Genomic DNA, 18,237 nt, shown 5'->3' on the forward strand with positions numbered 1-18,237 from the left:
CTAAAAATAAAGAATGGAAAGTGCTATTTACTTTCCATTTTTTATCTCTATTAATTTTCAATTTGTTGGATAAGCACGATTGAGATCATATTTAAACAATACTAATGCTATTCCAATTAATAAAATATCTTTAAAAATAAAACCATCGAAACCCAACTGGGGAAGTAGGCTAACTGTCACTAATGCTGTTAATAAAATAAGCAGGCTACCAATTAATCCATATTTGGGTTGTCGGATACCAAGAAATAATCCTATATAAGCAATACTTTCAACAATACCTAATAAATAACTTGTGTAATGAAATCCCAATAAACTATATAGAAAACTCAGCCAGCTATTTGAAATAATAGGTTTTAATGCTTCAACTTCAAAATCAAACCATTTAATATTACTGAAAATAAAAAATAAAATAATTACACTAATTCGTAATATGAGTATATCAACATCTGATTTTTGAAAGGAGAGAATCCATTTTTTCATATCATTTTCCTAACTTAATTTGTGATCAATTAAATCATATTAGACGAGGGATAAGTTAAGTTCTTACACAAATATGAAGAATATAGGGATGAATATGCGGGATTAGATGGACTATTTATTATTCAACTAGCAATTGGTAGAAGCTAAATAAAGTACTATTTTTATTAATAAAAAAATATGTCCACTTGAAAGCTGATCATTTGTTTGAGTACGCAAACAAAGTAGAATTTTATGGTACATTTACGGCGCATGAAGCGAAAAATCAAAACCTAAGGATCATTGAGTGGCTTGTAACGTATTGATAAACAGGGGTAATTAATGGCACGCCCTATTGGATTCGAACCAATGACCTACGGCTTAGAAGGCCGTTGCTCTATCCAGCTGAGCTAAGGGCGCATTTCAAATGGATATTAAGATTAAAAAGTAAGTGGTCGGCGAGATAGGATTTGAACCTACGACCCACTGGTCCCAAACCAGTTGCGCTACCAAGCTGCGCTACTCGCCGAACAATGTGTAGCATTATAGTTTTCTTTTAATTACAGTCAATTATTTTTTTCTATTTTTCATTCAATCGTTCAAAATTATTTCAATTTTGCTTACATTAGATGGTATTTTCTGACAAAATAGCAAACGATTACTTTCACTAAAATAAAGGACAGATCAATGACTGCACAAGTTATTTCAGGTACTGAATTATCAAAAAAAATTAAATCTGAAGTTGCACAAAAAATTGAAAAATATCAACAGCAAGGGAAACGTTCTCCTGGTTTAGCTGTAATTTTGGTTGGGGAAGATCCTGCATCACAAGTTTATGTTGCAAGTAAACGTAAAAGTTGTATAGAAATAGGCATTCAGTCTAAATCTTATGATTTACCTGAAACAACAAGCGAAGCTGAATTACTTTCGCTCATTGATGAATTAAATGTGGATAATGGAATAGATGGTATTTTAGTGCAATTGCCTTTGCCTAAACACATTGATAGCACAAAAGTGATTGAACGTATTGCACCGAATAAAGATGTTGATGGTTTCCATCCATATAATGTAGGGCGTTTATGTCAACGTATTCCAACATTACGAGCTTGTACCCCTTATGGTGTAATGAAATTGTTAGAAACAACAGGCATTGATTTATATGGTCAACATGCTGTTATTGTTGGTGCTTCGAATATTGTTGGTCGACCAATGGCACTTGAGTTGTTATTGGCTGGCTGTACTGTGACAGTTACTCACCGCTTTACTAAAGATCTTGAATATCATATCCGCCAAGCAGATATTTTAGTCGTCGCAGTGGGTAAACCGCAATTTATTCCAGGGGAATGGATTAAAGAAGGAGCAGTTGTGATTGATGTTGGGATTAATCGTCTTGATGGGAAATTAGTCGGTGATGTGGAATATGATGTTGCCTTAGAGAAAGCAAGTCATATTACACCAGTGCCGGGTGGCGTGGGTCCAATGACTGTGGCAATGCTAATGTCTAATACCTTATCTGCCTATGAAAACCACCTATAATAAATGGAATAATTAAGATAAAAGTGCGGTTGATTTTTGAGGAATTTAACCGCACTTTTTTTATGTCTAAATTGTATTTTATTGTTGATTAATTGCTCATATTGTTTTAAATTTAATTTAAGAAAGCTGAATGGAGTCAACAGGTATGCAAGCTATTCAACACAGCTCTTCAGGTAATACAAAAATTGCACTTGCATTATCAGGTGGTGGTATTCGTGCGATGGTCTTTCATCTTGGTGTTCTAACTTATTTAGCAGAGCAAAAACGTCTTGAACAAGTCTCACATATTTCAACTGTATCTGGTGGTAGTCTGATTACGGGTTTAATTTTTCAGCAAAACAATATGCAATGGCCTACCTCAGAACAGTTTTTATTTTGTGTCCGACCTAAGATTAAGCAGATTTTATGCCAGAGTAGTTTAATGGGGGGGACATTAAAACAGTTCCTAAACCCCGTTAATTTACAATATGTTTTTTCTCGTGCACATGTGCTATCCAAAGCGATAAAATCAGAATGGAAGATAAGTGCTAACCTTACAGAATTACCCGATTATCCAGAATGGAGTATCAATGGCACTGTGGGGGAAACTGGTCGTCGCTTTCGATTTAAAAAAAGTGATTTTGGAGATTATGACTCAGGTTATATCAGAACGATAGAGCATGCTTTTCCGTTATGTGATGCTATGGCAATTTCAGCAGCATTTCCAGTTGGCATAGGTCCACTTTCTATCGAAACAAAAGATTATATTTGGTACAAACGTAAGTGGAATGAGCCACCAGAAAAAGCCGTTCATTGCCATCAAAAACATAAAACATTGCATTTATATGATGGTGGCGTATATGACAACCTTGGTTTAGAGCCTTTCTTTGATATTGCCAAACAAGAGAAAAAAGAAAAATTAAGTGAAGATACTATTTTGATTGCCTCGGATGCTAGTTCACCTTTAGATGAACACGTACCAAGCTTATATAAACTTGCTACACGCTTTCTTCATATTATTGATATTATCTACAATCAAAACCGTTCTTTACGTGTGCGTAGTTTGGTATCTTATTTACGTAAACATAAAGGTAAGGGGGTTTATTTACCAATTAAAACCAAAATCCCAGAATCTAATGGCATAGACGAATTTGCTATGCATTTTTCAACCAGTTTACAACAACTCTCTCAACAAGAATTCGATCGTCTTTATCAACACGGTTATAACGTCTGCAAGAAATATTATTTCTTTATTGCGGACCAAACCGAAAAAGAACTTTTTTAGTCAATTATTGTTAGCAAGACGCTAGCAATTCAAATTTATCACATCAGGGAATGAGCAATTCTGTGTATTGCCCTCATTAATGCCGTTTATTTCTGACTCCAATACAAATGAAACATGACTATTATCTCTTTACCTCTAATAAGGAGAATCATATGACAAGTAAGCTGATAAGTATTATAGGTATTGATAGCCCTTTGAAAGCAATATTAAAAGAAAAGGGGAATATTTCGACAGTCAAACAATTTTCTGATGCCACTAGAACTTCAGAAGCCAGACGTCAACTAGCTCAGAAGACGGGGATTCCTCTTGCCAATATTGCGAATTGGGCTGTACAGACCGAATTATTGAGAATAGAAAAAATGTCCCCAGAAAATGCATTTGATTTGATGAATGCAGGGGTATACAGCACATCTCAATTTAAAGCTAGCAATCCCAAAGTGATCTTGGAAAAACTAAAAGATCAAAATGCGATGAATTATATAACAGAAGCTGTGATTGAAAAATTGCAGGTTGGTAAAGTGAAGAAAGCAACTGAGTTTGATGACATTGGTATTCATGAAGAATTGATCGCAGAGAAAACCAAAGCACCAAGTATGTATGCTAATTTATCAGACATTATAGCTGAGCTAGGTAAAGGTATTGCTCAAGCACAGAGAGCTTTAGATGAAAGTGCGATTGAAACACAAAATAAAATCTTAGCTGATGACCGTTTATATTCTATGGGGTTACAAGCGACGTGGTACACAATGCCTGAAGCAGAATTCACTTTAAAAATGGATTATATGGTGACAGAAGAGAAAAATAGCTCGGGTAAGGTGCTAGGTCGTTCAATTAAAGCTGTACCATCTAACGCTACTTATAATAATTATTTTAAGTCTGAAAGACGAGAGTCTAGCAGTGTACGATTACGTTTTTTACCCATTCCAATGACAGATCGTATGCTTGAACGTGTTTATATGCCAGATCTCTCTGCGTGTAAAAGCGTGCAAGAGGTGATTGCAATACTCGAAGAGAATGGAATTACTGATTATCGATTGTTACCAGCCGATGCTATTGAATGGGGAGATAAAACGATTCAACATATTTTGCAGTCCCCAGCCGCCAATAGTGTCATCACAATTGGTGCGCCAAAGCCAGTTATTGAGGTTAAGGCTTAGCTGTTTAGAGTAAGGCTTATCAGATTAAGGAGTCGAATATGACAAAAATAAAAAGAAGTTATGCCAGCATTATTCGAGATGAAGTCGGATCAAAGTTGACTGCCAATCAGCTGGAGGTCTTGGCTGCGTTATCAAAAAAAGAGGATGACTATGAGCTAAAAGTCGAGGCGTTAAATCAGGCTAATGTTGCATTAGTAGATAAAGAGAAACATTTAGTAGAGATAGAAAAAGCCTTGCTAGATAAGACCAATTTACTTCAGAGGGCTGAATCCAAACTACTTGAGCGAGAAAAAGACCTTGTAAACATAAAGGCGCAACTTGTTGATAGAGAGAAAATAGTGGCGCAGATACGTGCTGAGTTAGAAGTGGAGCGTTTCGAAAGCCAGCAACAATTAGCTGCGTTTAAAAACCAATTGGAACATTATCACCAAGTTGAGTCAGAGCTAAAGGGTTTAAAAGAAAAAGTAAAAACATCATACAGCACTAAAGATGTATCTGATTATCTCAGTCAAGTTATAAGCACGTTCAATGAAAGTACGGCTTCTGATAACCAATATGCTAAATATGTTATCAATAACATGGATGTCGATTTAAAAGTCAGAGTATATGGTGATGATAAGAACTCTCTTCGTTTTACTGCTCCTAATGTGACAGAAACTACGGAAGAGAGCTTGAGCAGCATCAAAATCTCTATTCAGGCAATTCCTAATTAACTAGGCATCTCGTTCCTATAAGGAGGACAATATGGCAAAAAATATCGGACAAGAACTTTTGAACGTTCCATTCGGTGATATGGTTCTTCAACTTGCCACTGCGATTGCAGATGGTCAATACAAGATGGATGTAACCAGTGTTGAAATCGCAAAAAAAATGGGTAAGGAAGAAATTGTATTACCAAAAATATCTGGTAATGGAGATGTAAAAGTGACCTTATTAGGCGCAGGTTTTCAACCTACTTTCTATCAGTTCACTGATTCTATTATTGAAGTAAAAATTGCGATTACTATGGCTGAATCTCGTGAGGTCGGTATTTCTGCTAAAGCAAAGGTTGGGTTTGGTTGTTTTTCAGCCTCTGTTAATGCATCCTACTCTAGTAAATATTCTTATTCAGTCGAAGGTTCTAGTTTGCTTAGAACAAAAATTACGCCATTACCACCGAATGCATTTTTGGCAAGTTATCTTGAAGCTTATGCAGAAAATCAACAGAAAGCATTGAAAGATGAAATTGATGCTAAAAATAAGGCAGTGGCTAACTAATAATATGGATTTGGCAGCTTAGGTAAGCTATCAGAATACCAATTATATTTGCCATTTATATAATTTTTAAGGAGGCAACAGAATGACTCGTAGTGTAGGAAAAGAACTACTCAATGTGCCGTTTCCTGAGCTAGTGCTTCATTTAGGCTCAGCGATTGCAGAAGCCCAATATAAAATGGATTTAGAATCCATTGAAATCTTGAAAATGATGGGGGAAAAAAATACTGTAACTATTCCAACCCCAACATTCAAGGGGGATGAGGGTATAAAAAATGAAATTAGTACATCAATGATCGGTGCAGGTTTTCAGCCAACTTTTTATCAATTTGCTGAAACGATTATTGAGGTGAAGATGGCTATTTCGATGTCAGAAGAAAAAGAAACGGTGGAGGAAGGTAAAAAAACTTCTTTATTATGGGCTCCGTCAGTGCTTTATCGTCCAATAAAAGGAGGAAGATATATCCGAACGCGTCGAGTGCTTTATACTACGCCAATGGATGCCAAATATACGAATAAGTATTCATACCATCAAGAAGGTGAAAGTACTTTGCGAACAAGACTTGTCCCTGTACCACCAAATACGATTATCCAACGCTTTATTGATTTGAAAGCAATGGAAATTGAAGCTGAGCTACAAAAAGACCTTGATGATTTGGAAAAAAGTACTCAGCCAGCCTAGTAAAGGGTAATTAGGCAGTGAACTTAATAAAGTGTGGTGCTTTTTTTAAATTTGTGTACTACAACTTTGATTTGATAACTGCCTAGATGGGAAGGGGAGATACATAGCATTAAATTCTCCCCTTAATCTCTTATTCAGATATTAGGGGGGATAGATGGCTGATTCATCATTACCTATTAAGCAATCATTATTGCTAGAAATGGATATTTTTTCAGAAGAATACGATGATGAGGAAACTGTAAGTATTTCTGAAACAGTTGAAACTCTCATTTTGCCAGAACCTTCCATTTTTCCTACTAAAATAGTACAACCTGATGAAAATGCACCCGACAATTGTTCAATAGATTTGATGACAATGGAAATGCCTATTGAAGAAAAGGTGGTGGAGGTTGAACCAGTCATTGCTGCGAAAGCAGAGTTTTCTGCTTACATGAGAACAACGCACAAGCATAAAAAATCTAATGGTAAATACATAAAGAAAACAAAGTTAGCGTCTTTAGCGTTGGAGGAATGCACGAAAACATCATCAGTTAAGCTTCCCTTTGAGAAAAAAAACTCACTATTGGCAATATCATCTGACAATGTTCCCAAAAATTTTACAAAAGCGGACCGCACTTTTGCCTCAAAGAATGCCAAAAAATTAGGTGCTCTTCGTTTAACCACACAATCAAAATCCAGTGCATTTAGTACAACGAAGCAACACAAATCAAGCAAACCTGACCCACAGAATACAAAAAATCTTAAAGTAACCTACGCTCAGCCTACAACAAAAGTAATTAAAGGACAGAGCAATGCTCAAACAAAGAAAATTTCCATAACAGGCAGAGTTGCCAGACAATTACATTTATCACCACTGAAATTACGCTTATCAATGAATGACAGCTCATCAGATATGCGAGATTTAATGAGAATGGATATGACACTTTAACGGAAAATAGCGAGGAAATTATGGAATGGTCAGATATTATCGTGGCTAAATATAAAGAAATGTTTAACATGGCTTATGTGTTGATTGAACAAGAAAAGTATGAGGCAGCAGAATGTATTTATAACGAGGTTATTACTTTGAGTGACCTAGTTCAGTATCAAGAATCTAAACGAATGGCATATATTTGCTTGACTAATTTGATGGTTCTGCAAAAACGTATGAATGATGCGTTAATTTGTGCGATTAATGCTCGTAATTTCAGCGTCGACATGGAACAAATCAAGCAAGCAGATGAACTAATTAAATCAGTTTCTCTTACTTTACTCAAACAAGGTATTGAGTTTGAACGCGTTGGGAAATATGTAGAAGCATATCATCTTTTCCAATTAATTTATCCTTATCTTTCTAGTAAACGGCAAGAGGTTGTTAAACAAGAAATGGCTATGTTAGCTAAACATATTGCAGAATAATTTGAGGGGGTATTATGCATGAAGAAACAATCGTTACCTTACTTAAGCAACATAATAAAGATGCCATTTTATCTGTTTATGCAGGAAATTATGAGCAGGCTGTCAAATATTTTCGTAATAGCCTTGTAATTGAAGATCAACTTAATTTAGGTATTCATCGAGCAGAAACACGTATAAACCTCGCTAGTACATATTATTTATTACAAGATTATTCACAAGCTCTAGATATGTTATCAGAAGCAGAAAAAATTTTTCAGACTGAAAAATGCATTGATGAATATCAACATTGTCAAATCTTCAAGGCACAAATTTTGTTTTGTGAAAATAAAATAGACGAAGCTGAAAATATAATTAAAGATTTAATTTTAAATGTAAGAACTGAATTGGTTAGAGCTAGGGCTAGCCTAGTTTTATATAAGATTTATACTGCTAAAAAGTCAGTAAAAGCTTTGGATGTGTTAAATCGGTCTATAAATATATTTGAAAGAGTTGGTAACATTGAAGGACTTGCAGAGGCGCTTTCTTTACGTATTGAACATTATAAAAATAATAAAAAATATAATTTATCAGCTCTCGATGAGAATAAATTACTAAGTTTGTATTCTGATTAATTAATATTGTATTGAATTTATGAATGTTGATTAATAATTCATAGTTTCATCATTATTAAATAAAAAAATAACTGTACCTTAAATATAAAACATATCAACTTATATTTAAAATGCAGATAAATTTTATTATGGAGAATTTAAGCTTTTCAAGGCGCTCTTTAGTCATCTGATCCAGAAGTGCCTAGGATACCATGTCCCTAGTTGATTTTACGATATGCTAATGAAAGCTCTAATAACTGAGTAAATTCTTTTTTATTTGGATCTTGGCAGTGTGACATGACTAAATCAATAGAAACAATGGTTGCATCTTCTAAGGTTGTTGTGAAGTAATGCTCTTGTTTACCTTATACAGAAATTCTGTACCATTTTAATTCTATTTTGGGCAAGATTTCGTCTGATGCTAATGTATTATAAAGTAATAGAACTAGTGGGCGCCACAGCTATCCAACCTCTACCATCGAGACCAACTGGTGGCTGAAGCCCCAATGGAAAGAGGGGGGCAGGGCAATCTGGTGTTAGCTCAATCCACACCAACGGAGCGGGTTGAGTGGCAGGCGGCGATTTACTGGCTATATCAAGAAGATGAGGTGAGCCCAACGGCTCGTTATGAAAAAGGGCAATTACACTATACAGTGACTGACCAAGTGGGTACAATCACGGAGTTGATGAGTGAAACGGGGTATATTTGATTATCGCCAAAAACTGAGCTTGTGGGGCGAGGCGACGATTGATGGGCATCGTCACCCGGCGGCGAATGACAGTCAGGCTTTAGGTTGTCATCACCGTTTTGCGGGGCAGTATTATGATGAAGAAAGTGAGCTGCATTACAACCGTTTCCGCTATTACAGCCCGGAGACAGGGCAATATCTCAGCCATGACCCGATAGGGTTGCTGGGTGGGTTTAACCCTTATGGTTATGTGTTTGACCCAACGGGGTGGGTGGACCCGTTGGGGTTGGCGGGGTGTAATAAAAATTTTCGCTCCAGAAGAGAAGCATTAAGAGCGGCTAAACGAGATGCGGGAATTCCAATGTCGCAACAACCAGATAAAGTAACTAACCATGTTCCCCTAACAGATAGATCAGGAAAGAAAATTTTAGATCAAAATAATCGTCCAATAATGACTAGAGAATATCACTACACAACCCCAAGCGGAGAGAAAGTTGTGTTTCAGGAACATTCTCTTGGTCATGTTTACGGACCAAAGGGAACTTTAGGAAATCAAGGACCCCACTTTAATCCAAGACAATACGATCCAGCTACAGGTAACGGATATAGGAATAAAAGTTTTCCTGGAATTTCAGAACATTATAATTATGGAGGGTAGAAATATGAAATGGTTTGAAAAAGCAATAGGTAAAGAAAAAATAATTTATATGTTTAATGGAAATATTGATGTAAATGAAATCTACTTACACAAAATTTTATTCTATGACTATACATTAACAATATTTTTCCATATTTTAAATATCCCACAAGAATTCCCTAAAAAGTGGAATGATAACGATTTTAATGCGATAAGTATGCAATTAAGCTTTTCGGATGTGAACTATTTTAACGTACATGGAAAGAATTTGTTTAACAAAATAGGAAAACTAAACATTAGTGTTGATAACAATATCGTAAAAATGAACTTCGCAGGGGATGATGTAAACATAATATGTGAATCTGATTTTTATTTCATTGATAATATAACTCCAAATTTCATTAATATTGAAGAAAGTATAAATTGATGAAGAAAGTGGCTTAGCCTATAACTGCTTTCGGTATTATGACCCAGAGAGCGGGAATTATATTTCGAGTGATCCGATTGGGTTGAGTGGTCGGGAACAGCCTTATTCATATCCCCCCGATGCCGCTCGTTTATAACAAGTGGCTCACTCTTTTTCTTCACAGAAAGCGGTCACTTTCTCTAAATTTTGCACTTTTTTAGAATAAAGTGACCCCTTGTAGTCATTTACCAACAAGGGCATCAACTCAACCGTCTTAACGACAACCATTACCGCTACGACAACGCTGGCAGATTAACCGAAAAACCGAAATCCGAGATGACTTTCGCAAACAGACCACCTACTTCCGCTGGAATGCGAATAATCAACTCAGCTTGTGGGGCGAGGCGACGATTGATGGGCGTCGCTACTCGGCGGCGAATGACAGTCAGGCTTTAGGTTGTCATCACCGTTTTGCGGGTCAGTATTATGATGAAGAAAGTGAGCTGCATTACAAGCGCTTCCGTTATTACAGTCCTGAGACGGGGCAATATCTCAGCCATGACCTGATAGGGTTGCAGGGTGGGTTTAACCCTTATGGTTATGTGTTTGACCCAACGGGCTGGGTGGATGTGTTGGGACTTAAACCTAAAATTCCTCCATTTGATGCACCTTCTCTTGAAAGTGATGTTGTAAGGTATAAACCTCGAGATGTTCTAACTGCTACTGCAGGAAGTAGAGAGGATGCTATTAATTTAGCCTGGTCTCAAGAGAAACAGTTGATACAGCAAACAGGAAGAGGAACAAGACCTTGGGACTCCTGAAGAAATGGCTTTAATAACAAGTACTCCTGATTCTGAATTATTATCTGTTATGAGTAAAGAAGGATATACTGGACATCATATTACTAGTGTAAGAAATGGTCCTTTAGGTGCTAAATGGCAGGGGGATCCTAGAAATATTGTTTTCTTGGAAAATCGTAATCATCCTAATGGCGATGCTCATCAATATTCATATCAAGGGCATAGAGGTAACTACAGCAATCCAACTACAGGTCGTTTGATAGATCGTGAGGAAACATTAAAACAGAGATTAAATCAAATACAAAGTAAATGTACAGGTTAAGGAGATATACTTTATGAATGTGAATAGTCTTTTGCAAGACTTCGTTAAGCATTTTTATTTAAGCAAAAAGATGGATGGTGAACTGCATTTTTCTGAAGAAAAATTGCTTGAGAGAGATGAAAAATTATCAGGACAATTGTTGGAGTATTATCAGCACCTTTCTTTTGAGGGAGAATGTTATTTTGGTAATCGTTTCTTTAATTTAGTTTTTTTACCATATCTATCAGAAGCAACAGAACCAGAAACTTGGGCTTTAGATGATAATCAACTTTTTAACCAAAAAGATTACATGATTTTTGCACACAATATGTTAGATGAAGTTATTTTTTGTGATGTGCGAGATCAGGATTGTCCTGTGTATAGCTTAATGTCTGGAAGTAGCGAAGTGATGAAGTTAAGTAATAGTTTATTTGATTTCCTATCTTTTTATATTGAGTTAACAAATCTACAAGCATTAAAGTTTAAATATGAAGTAAGAGAACAAAATTTGAAGTTGAAAAATGAGTTTGTTGATGATGTCTATTTAATTATTAATAGATGTTTTTGTTGTGATATTAAAGAAAATTTAATAGAGTTCATATTTAATTAGTTTTATATAAATAAGAGAAATATATTTCACAGTTAAAGTCTATTAATAAATGACAATATAAAGGAATTTGCATAATGATTTCGCAAAATTTTAGAAAAACTATTGATTGGAGGTTAAGTGGAGGTTTAATTATTTGAATGGTTCAATTAGAATCTCGAGAAAGAAAGGTTAATGACTCCAAAAATAAGATTGATGAAATAGAAAATAGAATTATTTTATTAGGAGACCTTTTTCGGTTATATATGTTTTTAGATACAGTGACTATGCCACATAGTGATATTATAGAAAAACTTGAATTTAATATTCGTTATCTTCGTGATTTTATCAGAGAGAACGGTATAGATTCTCTTTTCCCATTCAAATGATATTTTGGGCTTTTTTCCTAAAGCCACTCGCTTACAATAGGTAGAAAATTCTCATTATAGGATTCCTCCGCAAAGAGTGGCTAAATTCCTTTTCAATTCCCACAACAAGCGGTGGTGTTTTCTTGGATTTTTCAGCATTTAGGGTTGCTGGGTGGGTTTAACCCTTATGGTTATGTGTTTGACCCAACGGGGTGGATTGATCCGTTGGGGTTAGCAGCTTGTCATGATAGTGGAGAATTGGGTCGCCAAAAATCTATACGCGATTTAGGCAAAAATGATTTTGAGATTGTTGGTGAAGAGGTGACGATGCGTGTGAATGGAAGTCGGATTAGGGCAGATTTTGTGGCGAGAGATAGTGATGGACGTTTACATGTTTTTGAATCTAAACACGGTAATAGTAGATTAACACCAAATCAATCAAGTAGTGGCGTTTACGATATTGGAAATCCGTCAAATAATAACGGTGTTATAGATACATCAAAAGGTAAGGTATCTAGATTTGAAATAGCCACTGGTAATCAGGATAAAATATCAGGTATTTCTCCTGATGCGGAAAAGAGCAAGATTTATGAAGCAGTTTTCCATGTTTTAAAATATGAATAAGGAAACGTTATGTCAAAAGAAACTAAGAAAGTATTTGAAGATAGTTTACGTGATAAATTTAAAGCACGTTTTGCTAAGGATAAGCATATCAAAGTCAAAAAGAATAAAATTACCATTGATAAATCTGCAAATGGTCGTGGGGAACTATATCTCCAATATTCTGTGAGTGGTAAAGGTTATATTCTTCATGTATCTGTTGATTTACCTGAATTCACGAATTTTTTAGAAATGCATGAAGTGAATTATAAAACAAGGAGCTCGCCTATTGGAGCAAAATCTTTTGCATACAGTTTATTAACAGTAAATAAATCAGACGAAAATAACTTTTCAGGTGATGACTATGGTACGGTGCGTTTGCCCGATACGTTGGATGAAGTGCCAGCCGTTGTAGATTATGTTTATGACAAAATAATGACCATTTATGTTGAGCGGATAATGGATATTCTATTATATAAAGAAAATGCGATTTATAATGTAGTTAAACATCCAGTTAATTATTCTTATCCTTTCTTATTTATTGTTTTTATTTTGATAAAAAATAATATCAAAAAAATTGACGGTGTAGATTTGTGGGTGTTAGCAGCAGATAGCAATTTTGGAAATATTGAGTTTAACCAAAACTTTTTAAAGCAGATGAGTTAAATAATATTTGTCATTGTAAAGTAAACTCTATAACTAAAAAAATAAAAACTCTCTTTCGTGGAAAGATGTGAGAGAGTTAGCTATTAAATTAAGAAATAGTTGACTCAAATTGGAAAAGCCTCATTAACACTACTCATCTGCAACGAGTGGATGAATCTCTTTTCAATCCCAACAACGAGCGGTGGTGTTCTCTTGGATTTTTCAGTATTTGCAACAGGTTTCACGAGAGCCTGTCGCTTGTTTTATTCTTCAAAAGTCCCCCAAAACCCACCGCACTTTTTCAGACTGAACTGAACTAAGTCCACCTTAAAACTGTACGCCATCCCTTCAAATTAGTACAATAAATCAGCAATTTATGTTACCTAAAGGTTCAACCATGACCCGATAGGGTTGCTGGGTGGGTTTATCTTCGATTTTTCATCATTTGAAACTGGTTTCATGAAGGACTATCGCTTGTCTACTCCTGAAAACTTTCCCCAAACTCACCTACACATTTGTTTAGTTTTATAAAGAATATATAAGCATTAGATAATAAATTCGTTTGCGAAAAAATAAATATAAAAAAGAAAAAACCTATTTATAAGGCTTCTCTTTTTATGGCTCATTTTACAGAATTTATGTATCTGCAAATTAAAACGGAATATTATCTTCCTCAAATCCCATATCCACAGGTGGTTCGTTTTGTGGGGCTGGTTTTGCTGCTGGGCGAGGTGTTGGTTGTGAACCGAAATTGCTGCTCGGTGCAGAATAAGATGAACCGTATTGTGATGTCGATGCTTGTGGTGCATAACCACCCGCTTGTTGACGTTCGTTGCGGCTGTCTAGCATTTGTAATACATCACCTTGAATCTCGGTAGTGTAGCGCTCTTGACCATTTTGATCTTGCCATTTACGAGTTCTTAAACGACCTTCCACATACACTTTTGAGCCTTTACGTAAATATTCGCCTGCAACTTCTGCTTGACGGCGGTAGAATACGATGCGGTGCCATTCTGTTACTTCACGGCGTTCGTTAGTGTTTTTGTCGATCCAGCTTTCACTGGTTGCAACGCTGATATTTGCGACTGCTTCGCCGTTTGGCATTGTGCGGATTTCAGGATCGTTACCTAAATTTCCCACGATAATTACTTTATTTACTCCAGCCATATAATCCTCTTTTTCTCTTTTAAATAGGGTGAAAATTCTTGTTATTTTGCCTCAAAATCGAAAAAAAATCTATGATAAAAATGGATCTTAACTGGATATTTGCACAGTTATTTCAGAATGTGCGATAATGATCGCAATTTGAACACTTTTTAATGGCTTTTTGTATTTATGGACAAAATTGAAGTACGTGGGGCGCGGACCCATAATCTAAAAAATATCAATTTAACGATTCCGCGCGATAAATTAATCGTAATTACAGGGTTGTCTGGTTCGGGAAAATCCTCTTTAGCATTTGATACGCTTTATGCGGAAGGGCAACGCCGCTATGTTGAATCTTTGTCTGCCTATGCTCGTCAATTTTTGTCTTTAATGGAAAAGCCAGATGTTGATCATATCGAAGGGTTGTCGCCTGCGATTTCCATTGAACAAAAATCCACTTCACATAACCCACGTTCTACGGTGGGGACAGTCACAGAAATTCACGATTATTTACGTCTTCTTTTTGCGCGTGTAGGTGAGCCTCGTTGTCCTACGCACGATGTTCCACTTGCCGCACAAACCATCAGTCAAATGGTCGATAAAGTGTTGAGTTTACCTGAAGAAAGCAAAATGATGTTGCTTGCACCGGTTGTCAAAGATCGTAAAGGTGAACACGTTAAATTATTAGAGCAAATTGTTGCTCAAGGCTATATTCGTGCACGTATTGATGGTGAGATTTGTGATTTATCCGATGCGCCAAAATTAGAGTTACATAAAAAACATACTATTGAAGTGGTGGTGGATCGCTTTAAAGTGCGGTCAGATTTAGCCACAAGATTGGCGGAGTCTTTTGAAACTGCATTGGAGTTATCCGGTGGCACAGCAGTCGTTGCTTCAATGGACGATCCTAAAGCGGAAGAATTTGTGTTTTCTGCCAACTTTGCTTGTCCACATTGTGGTTATTCCGTGCCAGAGCTAGAGCCTCGTCTTTTTTCTTTTAATAACCCTGCGGGAGCCTGTCCAACTTGTGATGGTTTGGGTGTTCAGCAATATTTTGATGAAAAACGCATTGTTCAAAATCCAAGTATTTCACTTGCCAGTGGTGCCGTGAAAGGGTGGGATCGACGTAATTTTTATTATTATCAAATGCTCACATCTCTTGCAAAACATTATAATTTTGATATTGAGCAGCCTTTTGAAGACTTACCGAAGAAAATTCAGCAAATTATTTTAAATGGTTCGGGTAAAGAAGAAATCGAATTCCAATATATGAATGATCGTGGCGATGTTGTTGTTCGTCATCATACTTTTGAAGGTATTTTGAATAATATGGCTCGTCGTTATAAAGAAACCGAGTCAATGTCAGTGCGTGAGGAATTGGCGAAAAATATCAGTACTTGCCCTTGTAATGACTGTGGTGGCTCTCGCTTACGAGCAGAAGCTCGCAATGTGTATATTGGTGCAACCAATTTGCCAGATGTAGCAGAAAAGAGTATTGGTGAAACACTTAGTTTCTTTAATGAGTTAGAGTTAAGTGGTCAGCGTGCGCAAATTGCTGATAAGATTTTAAAAGAAATTAAAGAACGTTTACAGTTTTTAGTCAATGTTGGCTTGGATTATCTATCCCTTTCACGATCTGCTGAAACTTTGTCGGGTGGGGAAGCGCAGCGTATTCGTTTAGCAAGTCAAATCGGTGCAGGATTAGTTGGTGTAATGTATGTGCTAGATGAACCGTCTATAGGTTTACACCAACGTGATAATGAGCGATTGCTCAATACGTTAGTTCATCTGCGTAATTTAGGAAATACTGTTATTGTAGTTGAGCACGATGAAGATGCTATTATGGCGGCAGACTACATTATTGATATTGGACCGGGCGCAGGTGTTCATGGTGGTCAAGTGGTGGCAGAAGGCACAGCAAAAGAGATTATGGCGAATGAAAACTCAATTACAGGTAAATTTCTATCTGGCGTTGAGAAAATTGAAATTCCGAAAAAACGCACCGCACTTGATAAGCAAAAAGTGCTTAAATTGAATGGCGCAACGGGGAACAATTTAAAATCTGTAAATCTCGAAATCCCAGTTGGATTGTTTACTTGTGTGACGGGAGTATCGGGTTCTGGGAAATCAACATTAATTAATGATACCTTATTCCCATTAGCACAAAATGCACTAAACCGTGCTGAGAATAAGCAATATTCACCTTATAAATCTATTTCAGGATTGGAGTTTTTCGATAAGGTAATTGATATTGACCAAAGTCCAATTGGGCGAACACCACGTTCAAATCCTGCAACTTATACTGGCTTATTCACACCAATTCGTGAGTTATTCTCAGGTGTACCGGAGGCGAGAGCGAGAGGCTATAATCCTGGTCGCTTTAGTTTTAACGTTCGTGGTGGACGCTGTGAAGCGTGCCAAGGGGATGGTGTAATTAAAGTTGAAATGCATTTCTTGCCAGATGTGTATGTGCCTTGTGAGCATTGTAAGGGTAAGCGTTATAATCGTGAGACTTTGGAAATTCGTTATAAAGGTAAGACAATTCATCAAGTGTTAGAAATGACGGTGGAGGAAGCGCGAGAGTTTTTCGACGCAATCCCACAAATTGCTCGTAAATTGCAAACTTTAATGGATGTAGGCTTGTCTTATATTCGTTTAGGTCAGTCTTCTACTACCTTATCAGGTGGTGAAGCGCAACGTGTGAAGTTAGCCACTGAATTATCTAAGCGTGATACAGGAAAAACCTTGTATGTGCTAGATGAACCAACAACAGGGCTACACTTTGCCGATATTAAACAATTGTTGACGGTGTTACATCGTTTGCGTGATCAAGGTAACACTATTGTTGTGATTGAACACAACTTAGATGTAATTAAAACTGCTGACTGGATTATTGATTTAGGACCGGAGGGCGGCAATGGCGGTGGACAAATTATTGCAACTGGTACGCCAGAACAAGTTGCCGAAGTCAAAGGTTCACATACGGCAAGATTCTTAAAAGGCATTTTAGCCAAAGGTTAATTGCTTTTAAGAACAGCCATTATTTTAACAAAACGAGGAGAATTCAATGAAAAAAACTCTATTAGCAGCATTGCTGTCTTGTGGTATTGGTATGGGAATGTCAATGTCAGCAATTGCGCATTCTCATGAAGGGCATGATCATAAGCATGCACATTCACACGCTGGTGAAAAAATTGAAGTTAAGGTGGAATTATTAGACCCAGTAAAAGGAAACCAAGATGCGGGTAAAGTGATTATCACTGAGTCTCCGTATGGTTTAGTGTTTACGCCAGAATTAAAAGGGTTGGCAACAGGGTTACATGGTTTCCACATTCACCAAAACCCAAGCTGTGATGCAAAAGAAAAAGACGGCAAATTAGTTGCAGGTTTAGCAGCTGGCGGTCATTGGGATCCTAAAAAAGCGGGCAAACACGGCTACCCTTGGTCTGACGAAGCTCACTTAGGTGACTTACCAGCGTTAACTGTAAACGCAGATGGCACATCAACTAACCCTGTTTTAGCTCCACGCTTAAAACATTTAGACGATGTTAAAGGTCGTTCATTAATGATCCACGAAGGTGGCGATAACCACTCAGATCATCCAGCGCCATTAGGCGGTGGCGGCCCACGTATGGCTTGTGGTGTGATTAAATAATTACATCGATAATAAAAAAGCGTAGTGGATTTTCACTACGCTTTTTTTACACCTAAATTTTCACTTA

Annotated in this window: 23 protein-coding genes, 2 tRNA genes and 1 pseudogene; 21 read left to right on the forward strand and 5 right to left on the reverse strand. The window is 36.6% G+C overall.

Features of this window, described 5'->3' with window-relative positions; genetic code table 11:
* Nucleotides 1-57 precede the first annotated feature (57 nt).
* The 3 genes from CKV78_RS00445 to CKV78_RS00455 all read right to left on the reverse strand — a co-directional run bounded on the left by CKV78_RS00445 (nucleotide 58) and on the right by CKV78_RS00455 (nucleotide 985).
* Entirely contained in the window at nucleotides 58-480 is a 423-nt protein-coding gene (locus tag CKV78_RS00445) for a DUF417 family protein (RefSeq protein WP_005765177.1), read from the reverse strand.
* A 319-nt stretch (nucleotides 481-799) separates the two neighbouring features.
* Nucleotides 800-876 (reverse strand) — tRNA-Arg (locus CKV78_RS00450).
* A 32-nt stretch (nucleotides 877-908) separates the two neighbouring features.
* Nucleotides 909-985 (reverse strand) — tRNA-Pro (locus tag CKV78_RS00455).
* A 158-nt stretch (nucleotides 986-1,143) separates the two neighbouring features.
* Between CKV78_RS00455 and folD the strand changes: the two genes are divergently transcribed.
* The 9 genes from folD to CKV78_RS00500 all read left to right on the forward strand — a co-directional run bounded on the left by folD (nucleotide 1,144) and on the right by CKV78_RS00500 (nucleotide 8,358).
* On the forward strand, nucleotides 1,144-1,992 hold the full coding sequence (folD, locus tag CKV78_RS00460; RefSeq protein WP_005765179.1) for a bifunctional methylenetetrahydrofolate dehydrogenase/methenyltetrahydrofolate cyclohydrolase FolD: 849 nt from the start codon (nucleotides 1,144-1,146) through the stop codon (nucleotides 1,990-1,992).
* A 130-nt stretch (nucleotides 1,993-2,122) separates the two neighbouring features.
* Complete coding sequence (locus CKV78_RS00465) at nucleotides 2,123-3,256, forward strand: patatin-like phospholipase family protein (protein ID WP_005765183.1); 1,134 nt, start codon at nucleotides 2,123-2,125, stop codon at nucleotides 3,254-3,256.
* Nucleotides 3,257-3,408: 152 nt separating this feature from the next.
* Entirely contained in the window at nucleotides 3,409-4,413 is a 1,005-nt protein-coding gene (locus CKV78_RS00470) for a DUF4332 domain-containing protein (protein ID WP_032855675.1), read from the forward strand.
* Between the two features lie 38 nt (nucleotides 4,414-4,451).
* Nucleotides 4,452-5,126 carry a hypothetical protein gene (locus tag CKV78_RS00475; RefSeq protein ID WP_005765187.1) on the forward strand — a complete coding sequence of 225 codons (675 nt, stop codon included), beginning with the start codon at nucleotides 4,452-4,454 and terminating at the stop codon, nucleotides 5,124-5,126.
* 31 nt (nucleotides 5,127-5,157) lie between these two features.
* A complete protein-coding gene (locus tag CKV78_RS00480; protein ID WP_005765188.1) occupies nucleotides 5,158-5,670 on the forward strand; it encodes a hypothetical protein in 513 nt (170 codons plus the stop codon).
* A gap of 82 nt (nucleotides 5,671-5,752) precedes the next feature.
* Nucleotides 5,753-6,349 carry a hypothetical protein gene (locus tag CKV78_RS00485; protein WP_005765190.1) on the forward strand — a complete coding sequence of 199 codons (597 nt, stop codon included), beginning with the start codon at nucleotides 5,753-5,755 and terminating at the stop codon, nucleotides 6,347-6,349.
* Nucleotides 6,350-6,503: 154 nt separating this feature from the next.
* Nucleotides 6,504-7,277, forward strand: coding sequence for a hypothetical protein (locus tag CKV78_RS00490; protein WP_005765192.1), 774 nt, complete (start codon nucleotides 6,504-6,506; stop codon nucleotides 7,275-7,277).
* A gap of 20 nt (nucleotides 7,278-7,297) precedes the next feature.
* Nucleotides 7,298-7,747: a hypothetical protein gene (locus CKV78_RS00495; protein ID WP_005765194.1), complete on the forward strand. Its 450-nt coding sequence runs from the start codon at nucleotides 7,298-7,300 to the stop codon at nucleotides 7,745-7,747.
* 14 nt (nucleotides 7,748-7,761) lie between these two features.
* Nucleotides 7,762-8,358, forward strand: a complete 597-nt coding sequence (locus tag CKV78_RS00500) for a tetratricopeptide repeat protein (protein ID WP_005765197.1) — start codon at nucleotides 7,762-7,764, stop codon at nucleotides 8,356-8,358.
* Between the two features lie 197 nt (nucleotides 8,359-8,555).
* On the opposite strand, the pseudogene CKV78_RS10710 reads toward CKV78_RS00500, so the two are convergent.
* Nucleotides 8,556-8,690 (reverse strand): annotated as a pseudogene (locus tag CKV78_RS10710) (type VI secretion system tube protein Hcp); the annotation flags it as partial.
* A 138-nt stretch (nucleotides 8,691-8,828) separates the two neighbouring features.
* On the opposite strand from CKV78_RS10710, the gene CKV78_RS00510 reads away from it, so the two are divergent.
* The 10 genes from CKV78_RS00510 (at nucleotide 8,829) to CKV78_RS00555 (ending at nucleotide 13,390) form a co-directional block, all read left to right on the forward strand.
* The gene (locus tag CKV78_RS00510; protein WP_005765199.1) at nucleotides 8,829-9,047 is read left to right on the forward strand and encodes a hypothetical protein; all 219 of its coding nucleotides are present in this window, start codon (nucleotides 8,829-8,831) and stop codon (nucleotides 9,045-9,047) included.
* Entirely contained in the window at nucleotides 9,028-9,684 is a 657-nt protein-coding gene (locus CKV78_RS10665; protein WP_005765202.1) for an HNH/endonuclease VII fold putative polymorphic toxin, read from the forward strand. Before CKV78_RS00510 ends, CKV78_RS10665 begins: the two co-directional genes overlap by 20 nt.
* Before the next feature lie 4 nt (nucleotides 9,685-9,688).
* A complete protein-coding gene (locus CKV78_RS00520) occupies nucleotides 9,689-10,090 on the forward strand; it encodes an Imm50 family immunity protein (protein WP_032855676.1) in 402 nt (133 codons plus the stop codon).
* Complete coding sequence (locus tag CKV78_RS00525; protein ID WP_081442250.1) at nucleotides 10,086-10,226, forward strand: RHS repeat-associated core domain-containing protein; 141 nt, start codon at nucleotides 10,086-10,088, stop codon at nucleotides 10,224-10,226. Before CKV78_RS00520 ends, CKV78_RS00525 begins: the two co-directional genes overlap by 5 nt.
* Nucleotides 10,227-10,461: 235 nt before the next feature.
* Nucleotides 10,462-10,890, forward strand: a complete 429-nt coding sequence (locus CKV78_RS00530; RefSeq protein ID WP_005765208.1) for an RHS repeat-associated core domain-containing protein — start codon at nucleotides 10,462-10,464, stop codon at nucleotides 10,888-10,890.
* A 4-nt stretch (nucleotides 10,891-10,894) separates the two neighbouring features.
* Nucleotides 10,895-11,191: a hypothetical protein gene (locus CKV78_RS00535; RefSeq protein WP_005765210.1), complete on the forward strand. Its 297-nt coding sequence runs from the start codon at nucleotides 10,895-10,897 to the stop codon at nucleotides 11,189-11,191.
* 13 nt (nucleotides 11,192-11,204) lie between these two features.
* Nucleotides 11,205-11,780, forward strand: coding sequence for a hypothetical protein (locus CKV78_RS00540; RefSeq protein ID WP_005765212.1), 576 nt, complete (start codon nucleotides 11,205-11,207; stop codon nucleotides 11,778-11,780).
* Between the two features lie 137 nt (nucleotides 11,781-11,917).
* The gene (locus CKV78_RS00545) at nucleotides 11,918-12,145 is read left to right on the forward strand and encodes a hypothetical protein (protein WP_005765214.1); all 228 of its coding nucleotides are present in this window, start codon (nucleotides 11,918-11,920) and stop codon (nucleotides 12,143-12,145) included.
* A 114-nt stretch (nucleotides 12,146-12,259) separates the two neighbouring features.
* Nucleotides 12,260-12,748: a hypothetical protein gene (locus CKV78_RS00550; protein WP_155811621.1), complete on the forward strand. Its 489-nt coding sequence runs from the start codon at nucleotides 12,260-12,262 to the stop codon at nucleotides 12,746-12,748.
* Between the two features lie 9 nt (nucleotides 12,749-12,757).
* Nucleotides 12,758-13,390, forward strand: a complete 633-nt coding sequence (locus tag CKV78_RS00555) for a hypothetical protein (RefSeq protein ID WP_005765218.1) — start codon at nucleotides 12,758-12,760, stop codon at nucleotides 13,388-13,390.
* Between the two features lie 630 nt (nucleotides 13,391-14,020).
* Here CKV78_RS00555 and CKV78_RS00560 read toward each other — a convergent pair.
* The gene (locus CKV78_RS00560) at nucleotides 14,021-14,536 is read right to left on the reverse strand and encodes a single-stranded DNA-binding protein (protein WP_005765219.1); all 516 of its coding nucleotides are present in this window, start codon (nucleotides 14,534-14,536) and stop codon (nucleotides 14,021-14,023) included.
* 168 nt (nucleotides 14,537-14,704) lie between these two features.
* Here CKV78_RS00560 and uvrA point away from each other — a divergent pair, with 168 nt between their 5' ends.
* Nucleotides 14,705-17,536, forward strand: coding sequence for an excinuclease ABC subunit UvrA (gene uvrA, locus CKV78_RS00565; protein WP_005765221.1), 2,832 nt, complete (start codon nucleotides 14,705-14,707; stop codon nucleotides 17,534-17,536).
* Nucleotides 17,537-17,582: 46 nt separating this feature from the next.
* The gene (gene sodC / locus CKV78_RS00570) at nucleotides 17,583-18,170 is read left to right on the forward strand and encodes a superoxide dismutase family protein (protein WP_005765223.1); all 588 of its coding nucleotides are present in this window, start codon (nucleotides 17,583-17,585) and stop codon (nucleotides 18,168-18,170) included.
* Nucleotides 18,171-18,237 lie beyond the last annotated feature (67 nt).

Origin of the sequence: Pasteurella dagmatis (assembly GCF_900186835.1) — a bacterium.
Taxonomy (GTDB): domain Bacteria; phylum Pseudomonadota; class Gammaproteobacteria; order Enterobacterales; family Pasteurellaceae; genus Pasteurella; species Pasteurella dagmatis.